The following is a 16,139-nucleotide window of genomic DNA, read 5'->3' as shown; positions in this document are numbered from 1 at the left end:
ACACTGACAACTGTCATTTTGCTGACACGCTTTTCTGAAGCTGCGCTATACCCCTCTAAACAGTTTCATCCGAGTTACATCAACCGGTTTACGAGGCGCGCCGAAAATGGACGTGAGCGTATTTGGTACGGGGTATGTTGGGCTGATCCAGGCGGCGGCACTGGCCGATGTCGGACACCGTGTTCTGTGCGTCGACATCGACCCGAACAAAATCCGGCAACTGCAGCAAGCCGTACCGCCGATCAGCGAGCCGGGGTTGTCCGGGTTGCTTGAAGACAACATCAAGGCCGGTCGGTTGTCGTTCAGCTGCCAGGCCAGCGATGCGGTCAATCATGGCGAGCTGATTTTCATCGCCGTCGGTACCCCCGCCGATGAAGACGGCTCGGCGGACCTGAGCCATGTGCTGGCCGTCACGCGGCAAATCGCCGACTTCATGGACAGCGACCGCACCTTGATCATCAAGTCGACGGTACCGGTGGGCACGGCCGATAAAGTCGCCGAATGCGCCCGCCAGGCGCTGGCCCGCCGAGGCCTGAAGCAGCTGAACGTGCGTGTGGTGTCCAACCCCGAGTTTCTCAAGGAAGGCAGCGCCCTGGCCGATTGCATGCGCCCGGACCGGATCATCGTCGGCACCGCCGATCCGCTGGCACGGGATCAGATGAGCGAGCTCTACGCGCCGTTCTGCCGCAACCACGAAAAACTGATGTTCATGGACAACCGCAGCGCGGAGCTGACCAAGTACGCTGCCAACGCCATGCTCGCCACGCGCATCAGTTTCATGAACGAACTGGCCAACCTCACCGAGCGCCTGGGCGCCGACATCGAAGCGGTGCGCAAGGGCATCGGCTCGGACCCACGCATCGGCTACCACTTCATTTATCCCGGCTGCGGCTTCGGCGGCTCGTGCTTCCCCAAGGACCTGCGCGCCTTGCTGCACACTGCCGAGCAAAGCGGCATGCCGTTGCGCCTGCTGCGCAGCGTCACCGAAGTGAACGACAGCCAGCGGCACATCCTCTTCGAGAAACTCGCCCAGCAGTTCCCGGACGGCTTGGCCGGCAAATCGATCGCCGTCTGGGGCCTGGCCTTCAAACCCAACACCGACGACATGCGCGAAGCTCCCAGCCGCTATCTGATGGAAGCGCTGTGGCGCGAAGGCGCACGTGTCCACGCCTACGATCCGGAGGCCATGTCCGAATGCCGGCGTCTCTATGGCTATCGCAAAGACCTGAACCTGTGCGCCACTCGCGACGACACACTGGAGGATGCCGACGCGCTGGTGATCTGCACCGAGTGGAAGAATTTTCGCGTGGTGGATTTCGACCTGCTCGCCAGCAAGCTGCGCGCGCGGGTGATCATCGACGGGCGCAACCTGTACAACCCGGAACACCTGGCTGCCGCCGGTTTGTTGTATCGCGGCATCGGCTTGCTGCACACGGTGCCCAGCGCCCCCGCCCAAGGGCCACGGGCATGAACATCCTGGTGACCGGCGCGGCCGGCTTCATCGGAGCCCATTGCGTGCTGCGACTGCTGCGCGACGGCCATGACGTGTGCGGCCTGGACAATTTCAACGATTACTACGACCCGCAGCTCAAACACGACCGCGTGGCGTGGGTAAAAGCCCAGGCCGGCGAGTTTCCCTTGGCGTGCATTGACCTTACCGACGCGGCGGCAATCGACGAATTGTTCCAATCCCATCGCCCGGACGTGGTGATTCACCTCGCCGCCCAGGCCGGCGTGCGCTATTCGCTGCAGAACCCCCACGCCTATGTCGACAGCAATCTCACCGGGTTCCTGAACATTCTGGAAAGTTGCCGCCGTCATCCGGTCAAGCACCTGATCTACGCCTCTTCCAGTTCGGTGTACGGCGCCAACCCGCGCACACCGTATTCGGTCCAGGACGGCGTGGATCATCCGCTGTCGCTGTACGCTGCGACCAAAAAAGCCAATGAGCTGATGGCCCACAGCTACAGCCACCTGTTCGGCATCCCGTGCACCGGCCTGCGTTTTTTCACCGTATACGGCCCCTGGGGCCGGCCGGACATGTCGCCGATCCAGTTCGCCAAAGCCATCGCCGAAGAACAGCTGCTGCAACTGTTCAATCATGGCGAGCACGAACGCGACTTCACCTACATCGACGACATCATCGAAAGCATCGCCCGGCTGCTCGAACGCGCGCCCTACCCGACCGTGCACTGGGATCGCGAACAACCGGACCCGGCCAGCAGCCTGGCGCCATGGCGCATCTACAACATCGGCGGGCAGCACCCGGTGGCGCTGCGCACCTACGTGGCGTTGCTGGAAAAGCACCTGGGTCGCGCCGCCCGGATCGAGCTGCTGCCCCTGCAACCGGGGGACGTGCTCAACACCTGCGCCGATGCCAGCGACCTGGCCCGGGCCACCGGCTTCCAGCCTTGTGTCGAACTGGAAGATGGGCTGGGACGCTTCGTTGACTGGTTCCTCGATTACTACCCACAACCCGCCCGCACGCTGGGTGCGGCAGAACTTCAGCGGAGGCGTCTATGACCCGACATGAGCAACAGATACCTATCAGCGGCTCCGGACGCGACAAGCGTGTCGACCCCGAGCATCGCAGACGCTTGGACGCGGCCATCCATCGCCAAGGGCGTGGCTGGTTGACCGGTCGCGATAGCGGTCGGCCCTGGACCGTCTCGCGCACCAACCGCGTGGTGGCGTGCCTGGGCGCATTGGCGATCCTGATGCTGCTCTGCCCGCTGTTGCTGGGCCTGGCACTGCTGGTGAAGTTTTCCAGCCCCGGGCCGGTGCTGTTCGTGCAAAAACGCACCGGTTACCGCGGTCGCGTCTTCGGCATGTACAAGTTCCGCACCATGGTCGCCGAAGCCGAGGCGTTGAAAGAGTCGCTGCGCCATCTCAACAAACACGGCGCCGATGCCATCGACTTCAAGATCGATAACGACCCGCGCATTACCCCCATCGGCCGGTTCCTGCGACGCAGCAGTCTCGACGAACTGCCGAACCTGATCAACGTGGTCACCGGCGACATGCGCCTGGTGGGCCCCCGGCCGACCTCGTTCAACGCCTACCGTTACAAGGACAGCCATCTCGTGCGCCTGAGCATCTACCCCGGCATGACCGGCCTGTGGCAGATCTCCGGGCGCAGCAATATCGACTTCGATCAGCGCGTGGAACTGGACCTCAGCTATATCGCCGAGCAGAGCCTGTTGCTGGATTTGAAGATCCTGATGATCACCCCCTTCAAAGTTTTCAGCGGCCACGGAGCGAGTTAAATGGACGGTTCGACGAATATCCTGACCATAGCCAGCCCGAGCGAGACCAACCTGACCTCGACCGTGCTCGACCCGGATCTGCGGATCCTTCTTCTGACAGCCGCCAATACCGGCACCGGCACCAGCACCAGCGCCATGGCACTGGCCGCGCAACTGGCGCAAATGAGCAGCGGGCGCGTGCTGCTGGTCGACGCCAGCCAATCGCCGCGCAACCTCACCCAGCAACTGTCGCTGCAAAAAGAGCGCGGCTTCAGCGACCTGCTCTTCAACAGCCTTACCCCGCCGTTGTTGCAAGACTGCGTGGTGCGGGTTTCCAGCCTGCCCTTCGACGTGCTGCCCAACGGCCGCCTGGGCCACAACGCCGAACGCCTGACACCCGAGCGACTGCGCCCACTGTTCAGGCAACTGGCGACGCAGTACCGCTTCGTGGTGATCGACGCCGACGCCGTGTATTCGGCCACCGACACCCTGGTCATCAGCACTCAGGCGGACGGCGTGGTGTTGGTGGTGCGCGGCGAGGACACCCGCTGGGAAGTGGCCCAGGCCGCGCGACAACGACTGGCCCAGGCCGGCGCGAAAGTGGTCGGCAGCGTGTTCAATCGCCGCAAGTACTTCATGCCCAAATGGCTCTACAACAACCTGTAAGCCTGCAAAAGGATGACGAGATGAACGCCAGAATGCTTGTCCTGCTGTTGCTGCCGCTTGCCGGTTGCTCCAGCACAACCGATACCCGCTCGATGCCGGTGCAGATCCTCACCGCCGCGCCGGCCAACGCCCAGGCCACCGACATGCCGAAGGTCGAACAGACCCTGCGGCCGCAAGATGTGCTGGATGTGATTTTTCACATCAGCACCACTTCCTCCCAGGCCTATCGCGTGCAGCCGGGCGACCAGGTGGCCTTGAACTTCACCGCCGCCAGCCAGCTCAACGGCACGCAGCAGGTGATGCCCGACGGCAGCATTGAACTGCCGGGCGCCAACACCTCGGTAAAGGTCGCCGGCCTGACCACCGACGAAGCCCGCCTGGCGGTGCAGCGGGCCTATGACCAGAAAATGCTGTTCCAGCCCAATCGCAACCAGTTGACCGTATTGGTGACCAGCCCGCTGGCCGGCGAAACGACACTCAGGAACACCTTGACCCACCCGAGCACCGGTATGAGCCGGGAAATCATCGTGGGCCGGGATGGCTACGCCAGCTTCCCGGAAATCGGCGCCGTGCCGTTGCAAGGCATGACCGTCACCCAGTTGGAAACCTTCCTCAACGAGCGCTATGCCCAACTGCCCGGCCACATGACCGTGGACGTGTTGCTCAAGTCCACCGCCGGCAACGAGATCTATGTCCTCGGTGAAGTGGCCCAACCTGGTTCCTACCCGATCCGCCGGCCGATCTCGGTCCTTGAAGCGCTGACCCTGGCCCGTGGCACCAACGTCAAGGCCAGGCTCGACTCGGTGGTGATCATGCGCCGCAACGGCAACCAGGTCGAAGCCCGTCACTACGACGTGGAAAAAGCCCTGAGCGGCGACGCCTCGCAGATCGCCTACCTGCAACCGGAGGACATGCTCTTCGTTCCCAAGACCAAGCTTGCCAGTGCCGGCGAATTGGCCAGGCAACTGGCTGACGTAGTGCTGTTCCAGGGCGTGGGGTTCAGCTTCGGCTACCGCGTCGACAACAAAGGCAGCGACAACTGAAACCCAGGTGACCGACCATGAACCCCAAGGAAAATTATCTGCATGAGTTTTTCAGGATCTTCTTCGCCAACAAGCAGTGGGTGAAGCGCGTCTTCCTGATTTTCGCGGTGATCGCCCTGGTATTGCCGTTGATGCTCAAGCAGAGCTTCGACATCACTGCCCAAGTGATCGTCCAATCGAAAAAACTCTCACAGGGCGACGCCACCACGTCGCTGAACCAGGAAAACGCCACCTTCATTCCACCGTCCCTGGCGGACATGGAAACCGAAAGCAATATCCTCCGCTCGCCGGCGTTGATTCGCGAGACCATCAAGACCCTGCGCGACCAAGGCGAATACACCCCAAGCCCTGGCGTCCTCGACAAATGGGTGAGCGAACCGCTCAAGCGCTACGTCACCCAGCCCTTGCGCGAATACGTGATCAACCCGCTGCGCGACGGCCTGGGGCTGGAGGTCGATCCGGTACGCGACACCCTGCTGGATACGCTGACCGACGAGGCCATCGAAAATCTCAAGATCGAGACCCTGCCCGGCTCCAACGTCATCTCCATCGTCTATAGCTTCGGCGACCCGGCCCAGGGCACCCGGTTCGTGGCACAACTGTTGGAGAACTACCTCACCGGCCGCCAGGCACTGCAATCGATCGAATTGCCCCAGGCCTTTTACGAACAGAAAAAAGTCCAATACCAGACGCGCCTTGACGGCCTGGAGGGCAACCGCCTGGGGCTGCTTGAAGGCGTCGGTTCCTCTGACCCCAAGGAAGAAATCACCTTCCGCCTGAACGCCATCAACACCGAAGAGCAGGCCTTGAACCTGTATCAGGATCGCCTGTTGCAAAGCCAACGTTGGCTCGACTACCTCAAGACCAGCCTGGCGGCGGCGAACAGCTCGCGGTTCAACGACTACACCTTCCCGTTCACCTTCACCACCACCGTGGACAACATCGCCTTCGAAGACCGTGAAATCAAACAACTGGGCGAGCAACTGACCAGCCAGGTCAGCCGTTACATGAACGACTTGGCGATCTTCCAGCCCAGCAGCGAACCGATGCTGCTGGCTCGCGAGCAGATCATGCGCACTCGCCAGCAATTTTTGAAAGTGGTGAGCAACCGCATCCAGGAACGCACCACCGACCTGGCGGTGGTCAGTTCAGTGATCAATCAGAAAGTCGAACGAATCGCCGCCTTCAAGGAGCGCATCCACCAGTTGCAGGAAACCCAGAGCAAGCTGCGGCAGATGGACACCGAGATCAACGCGCTGCATGCGGCGTTCTCCACCTATGCCCAGCGGTTCGCCGAAGCCAGCTCTGCTCGTTCGCTGGACAACGACCTGTCCAACGCGCGAGTACTGAGCCCGCCGTTCGAACCCACCGCCGCAGCGTTTCCCAAGCCGATGTTGATCATTGCATTCGGCCTGTTCAGCGGCTTGCTGCTGGCGATCGCCCTGGTCTATGTGCGCGAGTTCTTCGACCATCGCTTCAAGCATCCAGCGCAGATTGGCCAACAACTGGACCTGCCGGTGTTGCTGGTGATCAACGAGCAGTCGCCCGAGCAGCTCAACCCGCATCGCAACTGGAGCCTGCCCAGCCTTGTCCATTGGGTGAAAAATTGAACGCGCCGTTCGGCCCGTCCCACCGCAGCAGCCCCCTGTCGATCATTCATCTGCTCGACAGCGGTGGCTTCTACGGGGCCGAGCGGATGTTGCTCGATCATTGCCTGGCCACGCCCGGACAACACCAAGTGTTGTTCCTGGCGGCGCCGCCGACCTTGATCACGCGTTTCCGCCAGGCCGGGGTCGATTGCCGCCACTGCGCCAGTTGGGGCGAGCTGTTGCAGCACCTGCGGCAACGGCGCGCAGATCGGCCGCTGATCAATACGCACAACTTCAAGGGCCTGTTGTTCGGCTGGGCCGCGGCCACGTTGCTGCGCCTGCCGCTGGTGATTACCCAGCACGGCTTCACACCGCGCAGTCCCAAGCAGCGTTTCTACACCTGGCTGAGCCTGCAGCTGTGCCGCACCGCGCCGGTCAAGCGCGTAGTTTGCGTGGCCGAAAGCATTGCGGCACTGCATCGCCAGGCCAGCGTGAGGGCGGAAAAACTCGACGTGATTCCCAACGGCCTGCCAGCCAAGACGACGCCGCTGCCCCACCGCGACGACCGGCAGCGCTGGCGGGTCGGCTATGTGGGGCGCTTGAGCAGCGAGAAAGGTCCGGACTTGTTCCTGGACGCGATGATCCCGCTGTGCCAGCAGCATGCGGCGCTGCACGCGGTGATGCTCGGCGACGGCCCGGAACGCCAGCCCTTGCTCAAGCGCATCGCCGAGGCCGGGCTGCCCACGCGCATCGAATTGCCCGGTTACCAGACCGACATGAATGAATGGTGGAGCCGCCTCGATGTGCTGGTAATCAGCTCACGCACCGAAGGCACGCCGATGATCCTGCTCGAAGCCATGCAAGCCGGAGTGCCGGTGGTGGCGTTCGGCGTCGGCGGCATTCCCGATGTCTTGCAGGACCGCCACAACGGCCTGCTCGCCACGCCGGCCGACAGCGCGCAGCTGGCGCAGCAGATCGAAACGCTGTTCAGCGAACCGCCCCTGGCGCGGATCCTGGCCGATAACGCGCGCCGCACCCAAAGCGACCGCTACGACCTGCGTACGCTGGCCGAACGCTGGTCGCAGCTCTACATCCGCACGGCACGGGAGGCTCAGCCATGATTGTCCCGCTCTCGATCGTCAGTCTGCTGGGGCTGGTGTGCCTGGCATTGCTGGCCAGTCCATATCCGTTTCTCGCACCGGGTGCGGTGCTGGGGCTGGTCGGCGTCGCCGTGTTGTACCGCAAGCCCGGCTGGGGTTTGCTGGGCATAGCGGCGTTGGTACCGTTCGAAGGCCTGTTCAAGGACAACGCGTTTTCCGGCAGCAAGTTTTTTGGCGTGGCGCTGATCCTGATCCTGATGTTGCAACTGGCCTTGCACCAGATTCCAGCGGCTCGCCTGCGCAGCAATATCTGGAAGCCGCTGATCGGCTTCATGATGCTGTATGGCCTGAGCCTGTTGATCTCAGAAAACATGGACTTGTCCATGACCCATCTGCGAGAGCTGACGGTGGGGCTGATTCTTTTCGTGATCACCTTGCTGATCGGTCGCGAACTGAACCTGGACCTGTTCGCCCGAATGATGACCGTCAGCGTCGCTACCACCTGCGTGCTCGCGATGTTTTCGGCTAAATACCAGGACCAGGGCCGCGCCTCCGGCCTGCTGGAAGACCCTAACTCGTTTGCGCTGTTGATCGCTTTCACCGTGCCGCTGGCCCTGTTGCTGGTCCTGCGCAGCCCGAACCTGTTGCACCGGTTGTTCTGGGGAGGGGGTTTCATCCTCTTGCTCGGCGGCATGACCAAGACCGAATCGCGGTCCGGGCTGGTGGTTCTGTTGCTCAGTCTGGTGATCGGGTTGTATCACTATCGGGCGCAATTGCCGCGTATCCGTCCTCGGCACCTGGGGTTCGCCATGCTCGGGCTGGCGCTCCTGGTCCCGGCGACCATCGCCGTGATGCCCGCCGGTTACGTGGCGCGCATCCAATCGTTGAGCATCCTCAGTGCCGGCGCCAGCGCTCACAAGGACGAATCCCTGGGCCGCCGCGCCTCGTACATTCTCGTGGGCAGCCAGATGATCCGCGAGAACCCGATACTTGGTTCGGGCCCCGGGACGTTTCCCCTGCACTACGCCCCCACTGGCTACGCCAAGGCCTTCTCGGCCAATCGCAAATTGGGCGACCTGTATCGCCGGGCGCATAACACCTACCTGGAAATTTTCAGCGAGATCGGCGTTCCAGGCGGGTTGATGTTTGTCGGCATGATCGGCCTGGGCCTCTACAACCTGATGCGCGCGCGCCAACTCTGGCTCCAGCGCCGGGACTGGGCGCAAGCGGACTTGTTGACGCACCTGGGCATGAGTTTCCTGTCGCTGGCGTTGTTCCTGATGTTCCTCAGCGCACCGAATCACAAGTTGCTGTGGATCATGCTCGCCTTGACCAGCGTGTTGCGCTACGACGCCGAACAGGCCGCGCCAGCGGAGGCCCGCTCATGAGCCGCGTCAGTATCGTCATCCCGATGTACAACGAGGCCCGGCACATCGGCCGCACGCTGCTGGCAGCGCGGGAGGCCGCGTGCCAGGCGCAACTGGAATGCGAACTGATCGTGGTCGACAACGGCTCCGATGACCATGGCCCGCGCATCGCCAACGAGCTCGGCGCGCGGGTGCTGATCGTGCCCGGCGTACACATCGGCACCCTGCGCAACCGTGGCGCGGCGATCGCCAGCGGTGACTGGCTGGCGTTCATCGACGCCGACATGGAAATGCCCGCCGACTGGCTCAAGCTGTTGGTCGAAATGGAAGGCCGCCAGGGCGATGTGCTGGGCCTTGATTTGGACACGCCCGGACACGCGCCGTGGTTCGCGCGAGCCTGGCAGCGCCGCAGCCAGCGTCCCGGTTCACGCCCCTTGCATCGGGTGCAGTGGTTGCCCAGTGCCAACCTGCTGATGCGCCGCGCCTGGTTCGATCAGGTCGCAGGCTTCGACGAAACCCTGCGCACCGGCGAAGACAAGGATTTTTCCCTGCGCTTGCGCGAAGCCGGCGCGCAGTTGCTGTTGGTCAACGAAAGCGTGGCCCTGCACTGGGGCTACGAAGGCAGTTGGCGTGAATGGATGAGCAAGGAACTGTGGCGCCAGGGCAGTCACTGGCAGTTGCTGCGCAGCCACGGGCCGAGCCTGCGCCTGTTGCGTTTCCCCGCGTTGTCCATTGGCGCCTGGGGCCTGGATTTCCTGGCGCTGGTTGCCCTGCTCCAGGGCCAGGCGCGCCTGGGGTTGATGTTGCTGCTTATCGCCGCTTTGCCGGCCTTGGTCCTCAGCCTGCGCCAGAGCCAACGCGACCCGCGCCTGGCCTTGCAACTGTGGATCCTGCATGGGATGCGCCTGCACCTGACCGGCGCTGCGTTGCTGCTCAATCTATGTCAATGGAACGTCAGGAGACCTGCCCGTGGCTGAATTCATTTATTGGTCTTGCCTGTTGCTGCCCGTCTACGCCTACCTCGGCTATCCGCTGATGCTGAGCCTGCTGGCCCCGCTGTTCCCGATCCGGCGCTACGGCACGGCCTTGCCGATGAACGTCAGCATTGTCATCGCCGCCCACAACGAGGCGCGTCATATCGAAGAGAAACTGCGCACCTTGCTGGCCCAGGACTATCCGGCGCGCTCGCTACAAATCATCCTCGCCAGCGATGGCTCGACCGACGACACGGTGGCCTGCGCGCGCAAGGTCATCGACTCGCGCGTCACCGTGCTTGACCTGCCACGCCAAGGCAAGGCCGCCGCCCTTAATGCCGGTGTGGCCCACAGCAATGGCGAGATCCTGGTGTTTACCGATGCCGATAACCGGTGGGCCCACGACACCCTCGGTCATTTGTTGGCGCCGCTGGGCGATCCGGAAGTCGGCGCCTGCGCCGGGCATATGGAAATCCCCGTGCCGGGCAAGGGCCTGAGCCTGGGCGACAGCCTGTACCGCCATTACGAAGGCTGGCTGCGGCGGGTGGAAAGCCGCACCGGCTGCATGGTCTCGGCCGACGGCGCCCTGCTGGCGCTGCGCCGGACGCTGTACCAAGCGATTCCGGCGCAGGTCAACGATGACTTCTTTCTCAGCACCTGTGCGCCGGCGCTGGGCAAGTCCATCGTCTACGCGCCACGGGCCCGGGTGACCGATCAAGGCGTGGACGAAGCCGACAAGCAGTTTCGCCGTCGCCAACGGGTCACCGTCGGCGGGTTGCAGAGCCTGGCCCAGCGCCGGGAGCTGCTCAATCCGCTGCGCCATGGGCTCTACGCCATTGGGTTGATCAGCCACAAGTTGATCCGCCGCCTGGCGCCGGTGTTGCTCTTGCCGCTGCTGCTGAGCAATGCCTGGCTGTGGAACGAGCATGGGTTCTATCGCCTGAGCCTGGTGGCGCAACTGCTGGGCTACGCGATGGCGCTGATCGGCTTGATGGACGCGGGCCACCGATTGCCCCGGCCCTTTCGCCTGGCTGCGTTCGTGCTGGTCACGCTGGCGGGCATGAGCATCGGCCTGTGGCAGTTCCTGCGCGGCCAACGCTACAGCCAATGGAACCCCGAGCAGAATCGCTAAGGAGTACGGCCGATGTCGATCAAACACGTCTTCAAGCGCACCGGCGGCTGGCTATACCTGAACACTTCCCTGGGCCGCCACCCGTTGCGTGGCGCCGGCGTCATCCTGATGCTGCATCGAGTGCTGAACAACGACCGCGCCGCCGAGCTGCCCCATCGCAACGAGCTGTGCGTGGGACCTGATGCGTTCGAGCATTTGTTGATCTGGCTGCAACGGCATTTTGAATGCGTGCCCTTGATGAGCTTGTTGCTGGCCGACCCGGAAAGCGTCCCGAACCGCCCACGGGTGGCTCTGACGTTTGACGACGGCTGGCGCGATAACGCTATGAACGCCTTTCCCCTGCTGCGCCAGTACCAGGTGCCGGCGAGCATTTTTTTGTCCACTGATTTCGTCGGCAGCCGCCAGCACTTCTGGTGGGAAAGCATCGGCGAAACCCTCTGGGGCAGCCACGGCCAGGTGGCGCGGAACGCTCTGATCGAGCATTTGCACGACGTCGGCCGGCCGTTGCCGGTGCTGCTCGATGACATTGATGACGAGCGCCGCAGCCTGGCGCTGCTGCATTATCTGCAAAGCCTCAAGAGCCTCGACCCACGCCTCTTGAGCGACCTCACCGACGCTTGCCCACAAGGTTCCCAACCCCAGGCGCTGGACTGGACCCAAGTACGCATGCTCGAAGATTCCGGGCTGGTGCGCTTTGGCCCCCATGGCGCCAGCCACGCGATTCTGACCGGGCTGGATGACCAGCGCCTGCACGAAGAACTGACCCGCAGTTGGACGGCTCTGGAAAACGGCTGCGCTCAACCCTTGCCGGTGTATTGCTACCCCAACGGTGACAATGACGCTCGTGTGCGCGAGCAGGTGGCGGCCCATGGTTTTCCTTTTGCCCTGGGCACCGAGGCCGGACTGTATCGCCACGACGGCGATCCCTTGAACCTGCCGCGCTTCGGCGTCAGCCAGCGCAACGCCTGTCACCCGGAACTGCTGGCCTGGCGCATTCGTCGAGGGGCACGCCCATGAGCCGCGCTCATTACCTCAGGCACTTGGCGCTGAGCATGGGCACGCGCCTGGCGATGATCGGCCTGCGCCTGCTGCGCAACGTGCTGCTGGCGCGGATCCTCGGGCCCAGCGAACGCGGGCTGTTCGCGCTGCTCAGCACCCTGCCGGACCTGATCAGCGCCGCCACCAGCGGCGGGCTGAACAGTGCCGTCGGTTACCAGGCCGCGCAGCAACGGTCGATGGGTTTGCTGCTCAGTCAGGTGCTGGTCTTCGGCTGCCTGCTGGCCGGGTTGCTGACGTTGCTGGTGGTGGCGCTGGTACGCGAATTCGGCGGCGAACTGGATATCACCACGCAGCTGGGCCTGCTGGCATGGCTGCTGTTGTTGGCCGTACCGTTGACGGTGCTCAAGAGCGGCCTGCTGACCCTGCACAATGCCTCGGGCGGCGTGGGCGCGTTCAATGCCTTGCGGCTGATGGAATCCCTGGCGCCGCTGTTGCTGTTCGTGGCGTTGTTCTGGATGTGGAAAGACACCGCGCTGGAAGCGGCGCTGATCAGTTGGCTGGCAGGCCTGAGCCTGGTGGTGCTGGCCGGTTGGATGTGGTTGCGCCGCGATCACGCGTTCACCCTGCACTGGGATCGCGCCAGTCAGAACGAACTGCTGCGCTACGGCGCACGCAGCCATCCGGATTTGCTGTTCCAGCAAGTGATGCTGCGTTCGGACTTCCTGTTCATCGGTGCACTGTTGGGCAGCACCGCGTTGGGACATTACGCCATGGCCAGCGCCGCCGCCGAGCTGCTGCTGATCGTGCCGGAAGCGGTCACCACTCCGCTGATGAAACGCCTGCTGCAGCAAGACAGAGACATGCAGCGCCTGACCCCGCTGGCCTTGCGCCTGACCGCAACGGTGATGCTCGGCGCCTGCCTGGGCATGGCGTTGGTGGGCGAATGGCTGATCGTCACGCTGTTCGGCGCGGTCTATCAACCGGCCTATCCCGCCCTGCTGGCCTTGCTGCCGGGGCTGTTCGGACTCTGCTACGCAAGCATCCTGCGCCTCGACTTGCTAGGCAAGGATCGTCCCGGCAGCGTATCGCTGCTGATGGGCGCCGGGGCGCTGGCGAACCTGGCACTCAACCTGGTGTTCATTCCCCGCTATGGCATCGTCGGCGCTGCCGCCGCTTCGTCCATCGCCTATCTGGGTGTGACCGTTGCCATGCTGATGATGTATTGCCGTCTCAGCGGCGTGTTGCTGTGGCAGACGTTGATCATCCTGCCAAGCGATCTGCTGCCGATGCGTCAGATGCTCCTGGGGAAATCGGCATGAGTGCGGTTATCCGTCAAACCGCCATCGTGAGCAGGCTTGCGAGGGTGTCAGTCCACGGGTGGAAAACCGGCTTGTGCTTGTGCCTATGCAGCTTGGGCTGCCTGGCCCACGGCGCGTCCATGCAATGGACCGGTATCCGCGACGGCAGCCTGTACCTGCAAACCGACCGTGCGGATCGGGTGACCGTGCGCTGGGTGCCGGCCTGGCAGGCCGAGGCCAACACCGAACACTTGTACCTGCTCGACGGCCAAGGGCAACTCGTCGGTGAACGCCTGGTCGAGGCCGCTCAGGTGCGTGGCGAGCAGCAGTGGCCCTTGTTGCCGGGCGTCGCCAGTTATCGCCTGGAAATTCCCGGCTACAGTTTCCGTCGCTATGGGGTCGAACACGATGCCCGCACCCACGCCCTGTTCGCCCCGGCCAAAGTGCATTTCAGCGCCGAAGTCCACGACGGCGACGAGTTGTATTTCAAAGTGGCTGCTGGCGAGCAGGCAGTGCTGGCGGGCAAATTCCATAACGGCGTGCGCGCGTTGCAAGCCCGGCGCGTCGCCGATGGCAAACAGCTGCAACTGAACCTCAAGCCGTACCGCGCCTATTGGCATTTCGATCAAGTGGCGCTGCCGGCAGCCGACGTCGAACAGACCTGGCGCTTGCAGGTGCAAGGCAATGGCAAGCTGGCGTTCTGGCTGGACGGCACGGCCAACCTGTTCGCCCAAGACCCGGCGCACCTGCAACCGTTGCGCGAGGATCCCGGGCAAACCCACTTGAAGGTCCACGACGAGGTACTCGGCACGACCCCAAGATTGGGCATGTCCCTGCCCTACGTATTGCCGCCGCCGTCCAGCTACGCCGTGCTCGATGCACTCAAGCCCCGAGCCGCCACCTACTACAGCCTCGTCGATGTCACCGCGGCCAGGGCCGATCATGAAGATGCTTTCCGGCGCTTGTATCAGGACCGCTTCGGCATCGACCGGGACATCACCTTGTTGGCCGGCAGCCAGCGCCAGGCCGATCTGCGGGCCGATCGAACCAGCAACAGCGGCTTGCAAGCCTGGCTCAAATCGACTCGGGCCCTGGGTGGCAAAGGCATCCACTACCTCAGTTTCGCCGATGAACCGAACCTCAACTACCCGGACTTCGCCAGTTACCAGCAAGTGTTCGACAGCATGGTCGAGCAGGTCCGCGCCGACGACGCCAACGCACGCGCCGGGGTACGCATCGCCATACCGGCCAGTTCGCGGTTCACCAACGGTCCGCTGGCGGAAAACGCCGTGCAAAAACGCGGGATCGACTGGGCGCGGCGCCTGCTGGAAACGTCCGGCGATCAGATCGACGCCCTGGCCTGGCATGAATGGATGGTCCGCGACTTACTGGCCACCCGGACGTATCGCGACAGCGTCCGGCAGGCCGCCGATCTGGTGGGATTGGACCGCCAGGGCCGGCCGCGCAAGGCCTTGCTGCTGGACCAGACCAACATGTCCAGCGGCTCGAGCCTGAGCCCCTACGACCAGGAAACCCACTACGCCGCCCTGTGGTGGACGTCGGTGGCGATCAACGCCTCCGCCGACGGCTGGCTGGACATGCTCAACTGGTTCATGTCCGCCGACGAGCCGCAATACCCCAAGGGCATGGTGCGGATCCTGGGAACCCAGCGCTTCGAGATCAAGCCGGTGGGCCTGGCCCAGCAATTCATCCAGCAACACTGGCTCGACCAGGTTCTGCGCCTGGACAACGATGCGTTTGAAGTCGATGCGCTGGCCATGGCCACCGGGCCACAGCGCAGTCTGCTGGGCGTGAACAAAAGCACCCGCGCCCATCAAGTCAGCCTGGAGGGCGCGGCCTGCCCGCAACCCGGCGCGAGCCTGGTGTATTTCGGCCCCGACAACATCAGCCGCAACGTCCCGTTCGACTGCAAGGCCGGCCAAGTCGGTTTCCTGCTGCCAGGGGAAACCGTGTTCGCCCTGAGTTGGACTGCTTCCCTTCTCCCACAACCTGCCACCCGTCAGGAGGCTCCATGAACGTTCTGCAAAAATTGCGTGATCGCATTCAGAAAAAAGGCCTGCGCTCCCTCTTAAAGCTGCTGGTACGCCGCTTCGTGTTTTTCCATTCGCAACTGGTGTGGCTGGAACACGATGTGAAGATTCCATTGAGGTCGCATAACCTGAGGCCTTACCCACCGCTGCGCCGAGAGTTCATCACAGTCGCCAATGCCGACGCTTTTACCCGGCATTTCGGCGACCGTGTCGAAACCATGCGCGAGCTGGCGGCCGAGGGCTACACCGGCCTGATGTACCTGGACGACAAGGGCGACACCGTGGGTTTCGTCTGGGCCAGCATGCGGGACTATTTCGATCATCACTTCTATGGCTGCTGGTTCCCGATCAAGCCCGGCGAGTACTTTCAGTTCGGTGGCGAGATGATCCGCGCGTACTGGGGAACCCAACTGTCGGCGGATGTACAGATGGACATGTGGAAAATCATGGAAGACAAGGGTTGCAGCAAAATGGTCGATGTCTGCGACTTGCAGAACACCCCAGCGATCAAAATGCATATACGCATGGACTGCCAGGAACGCGGCCAGATCACCCACGTGTATTGCTTGTTCGGGCGCTGGCGGTTTTTCCGCGACACATTCTACAGCGGCTCGGTACTGGACGGCTTTCGTAAACCGGCCCCGCCGGTTGCATCGACTGCAACGGCCTGATGGC

14 protein-coding genes are annotated in these 16,139 nt (G+C 63.2%); all 14 read left to right on the top strand.

The window, feature by feature from the left end:
* Positions 1-106: 106 nt before the first annotated feature.
* The 14 genes from J3P95_RS09670 to J3P95_RS09605 all read left to right on the top strand — a co-directional run bounded on the left by J3P95_RS09670 (position 107) and on the right by J3P95_RS09605 (position 16,135).
* Positions 107-1,471 (top strand): UDP-glucose dehydrogenase family protein, encoded by a 1,365-nt coding sequence (locus tag J3P95_RS09670; RefSeq protein WP_434562474.1) that lies wholly within the window; start codon positions 107-109, stop codon positions 1,469-1,471.
* Complete coding sequence (locus tag J3P95_RS09665; RefSeq protein WP_434562472.1) at positions 1,468-2,523, top strand: NAD-dependent epimerase; 1,056 nt, start codon at positions 1,468-1,470, stop codon at positions 2,521-2,523. Before J3P95_RS09670 ends, J3P95_RS09665 begins: the two co-directional genes overlap by 4 nt.
* Positions 2,520-3,266, top strand: a complete 747-nt coding sequence (locus tag J3P95_RS09660) for a sugar transferase (protein WP_434562470.1) — start codon at positions 2,520-2,522, stop codon at positions 3,264-3,266. The genes J3P95_RS09665 and J3P95_RS09660 overlap by 4 nt, the downstream gene beginning before the upstream one ends.
* Entirely contained in the window at positions 3,267-3,911 is a 645-nt protein-coding gene (locus J3P95_RS09655) for a CpsD/CapB family tyrosine-protein kinase (RefSeq protein WP_186609517.1), read from the top strand.
* A gap of 20 nt (positions 3,912-3,931) precedes the next feature.
* Complete coding sequence (locus J3P95_RS09650) at positions 3,932-4,954, top strand: polysaccharide biosynthesis/export family protein (protein ID WP_434562468.1); 1,023 nt, start codon at positions 3,932-3,934, stop codon at positions 4,952-4,954.
* A 17-nt stretch (positions 4,955-4,971) separates the two neighbouring features.
* Positions 4,972-6,564 carry a GumC family protein gene (locus tag J3P95_RS09645; protein ID WP_434577662.1) on the top strand — a complete coding sequence of 531 codons (1,593 nt, stop codon included), beginning with the start codon at positions 4,972-4,974 and terminating at the stop codon, positions 6,562-6,564.
* Entirely contained in the window at positions 6,561-7,664 is a 1,104-nt protein-coding gene (locus J3P95_RS09640) for a glycosyltransferase family 4 protein (protein WP_434577664.1), read from the top strand. The genes J3P95_RS09645 and J3P95_RS09640 overlap by 4 nt, the downstream gene beginning before the upstream one ends.
* Positions 7,661-9,031, top strand: coding sequence for an O-antigen ligase family protein (locus tag J3P95_RS09635; RefSeq protein ID WP_434562462.1), 1,371 nt, complete (start codon positions 7,661-7,663; stop codon positions 9,029-9,031). The genes J3P95_RS09640 and J3P95_RS09635 overlap by 4 nt, the downstream gene beginning before the upstream one ends.
* Complete coding sequence (locus J3P95_RS09630) at positions 9,028-9,987, top strand: glycosyltransferase (protein ID WP_434562460.1); 960 nt, start codon at positions 9,028-9,030, stop codon at positions 9,985-9,987. Before J3P95_RS09635 ends, J3P95_RS09630 begins: the two co-directional genes overlap by 4 nt.
* Positions 9,980-11,116, top strand: a complete 1,137-nt coding sequence (locus J3P95_RS09625; RefSeq protein WP_434562458.1) for a glycosyltransferase family 2 protein — start codon at positions 9,980-9,982, stop codon at positions 11,114-11,116. The genes J3P95_RS09630 and J3P95_RS09625 overlap by 8 nt, the downstream gene beginning before the upstream one ends.
* Before the next feature lie 12 nt (positions 11,117-11,128).
* Positions 11,129-12,133, top strand: a complete 1,005-nt coding sequence (locus J3P95_RS09620; protein WP_434577667.1) for a polysaccharide deacetylase family protein — start codon at positions 11,129-11,131, stop codon at positions 12,131-12,133.
* Positions 12,130-13,434: an oligosaccharide flippase family protein gene (locus J3P95_RS09615; protein WP_434562454.1), complete on the top strand. Its 1,305-nt coding sequence runs from the start codon at positions 12,130-12,132 to the stop codon at positions 13,432-13,434. Before J3P95_RS09620 ends, J3P95_RS09615 begins: the two co-directional genes overlap by 4 nt.
* Positions 13,435-13,553: 119 nt before the next feature.
* Positions 13,554-15,449: a hypothetical protein gene (locus tag J3P95_RS09610; RefSeq protein ID WP_434577669.1), complete on the top strand. Its 1,896-nt coding sequence runs from the start codon at positions 13,554-13,556 to the stop codon at positions 15,447-15,449.
* Positions 15,446-16,135 carry an N-acetyltransferase gene (locus J3P95_RS09605; RefSeq protein ID WP_434562450.1) on the top strand — a complete coding sequence of 230 codons (690 nt, stop codon included), beginning with the start codon at positions 15,446-15,448 and terminating at the stop codon, positions 16,133-16,135. Before J3P95_RS09610 ends, J3P95_RS09605 begins: the two co-directional genes overlap by 4 nt.
* The last annotated feature ends 4 nt before the right edge of the window (positions 16,136-16,139 follow it).

The sequence above is a fragment of the Pseudomonas sp. Z5-35 genome, from assembly GCF_051131945.1.
GTDB classification, from domain to species: Bacteria; Pseudomonadota; Gammaproteobacteria; order Pseudomonadales; family Pseudomonadaceae; genus Aquipseudomonas; species Aquipseudomonas marvdashtae.
The sequence above is the reverse complement of the archived record's forward strand: the minus strand, read 5'-3'. Positions and strand labels throughout refer to the sequence as shown.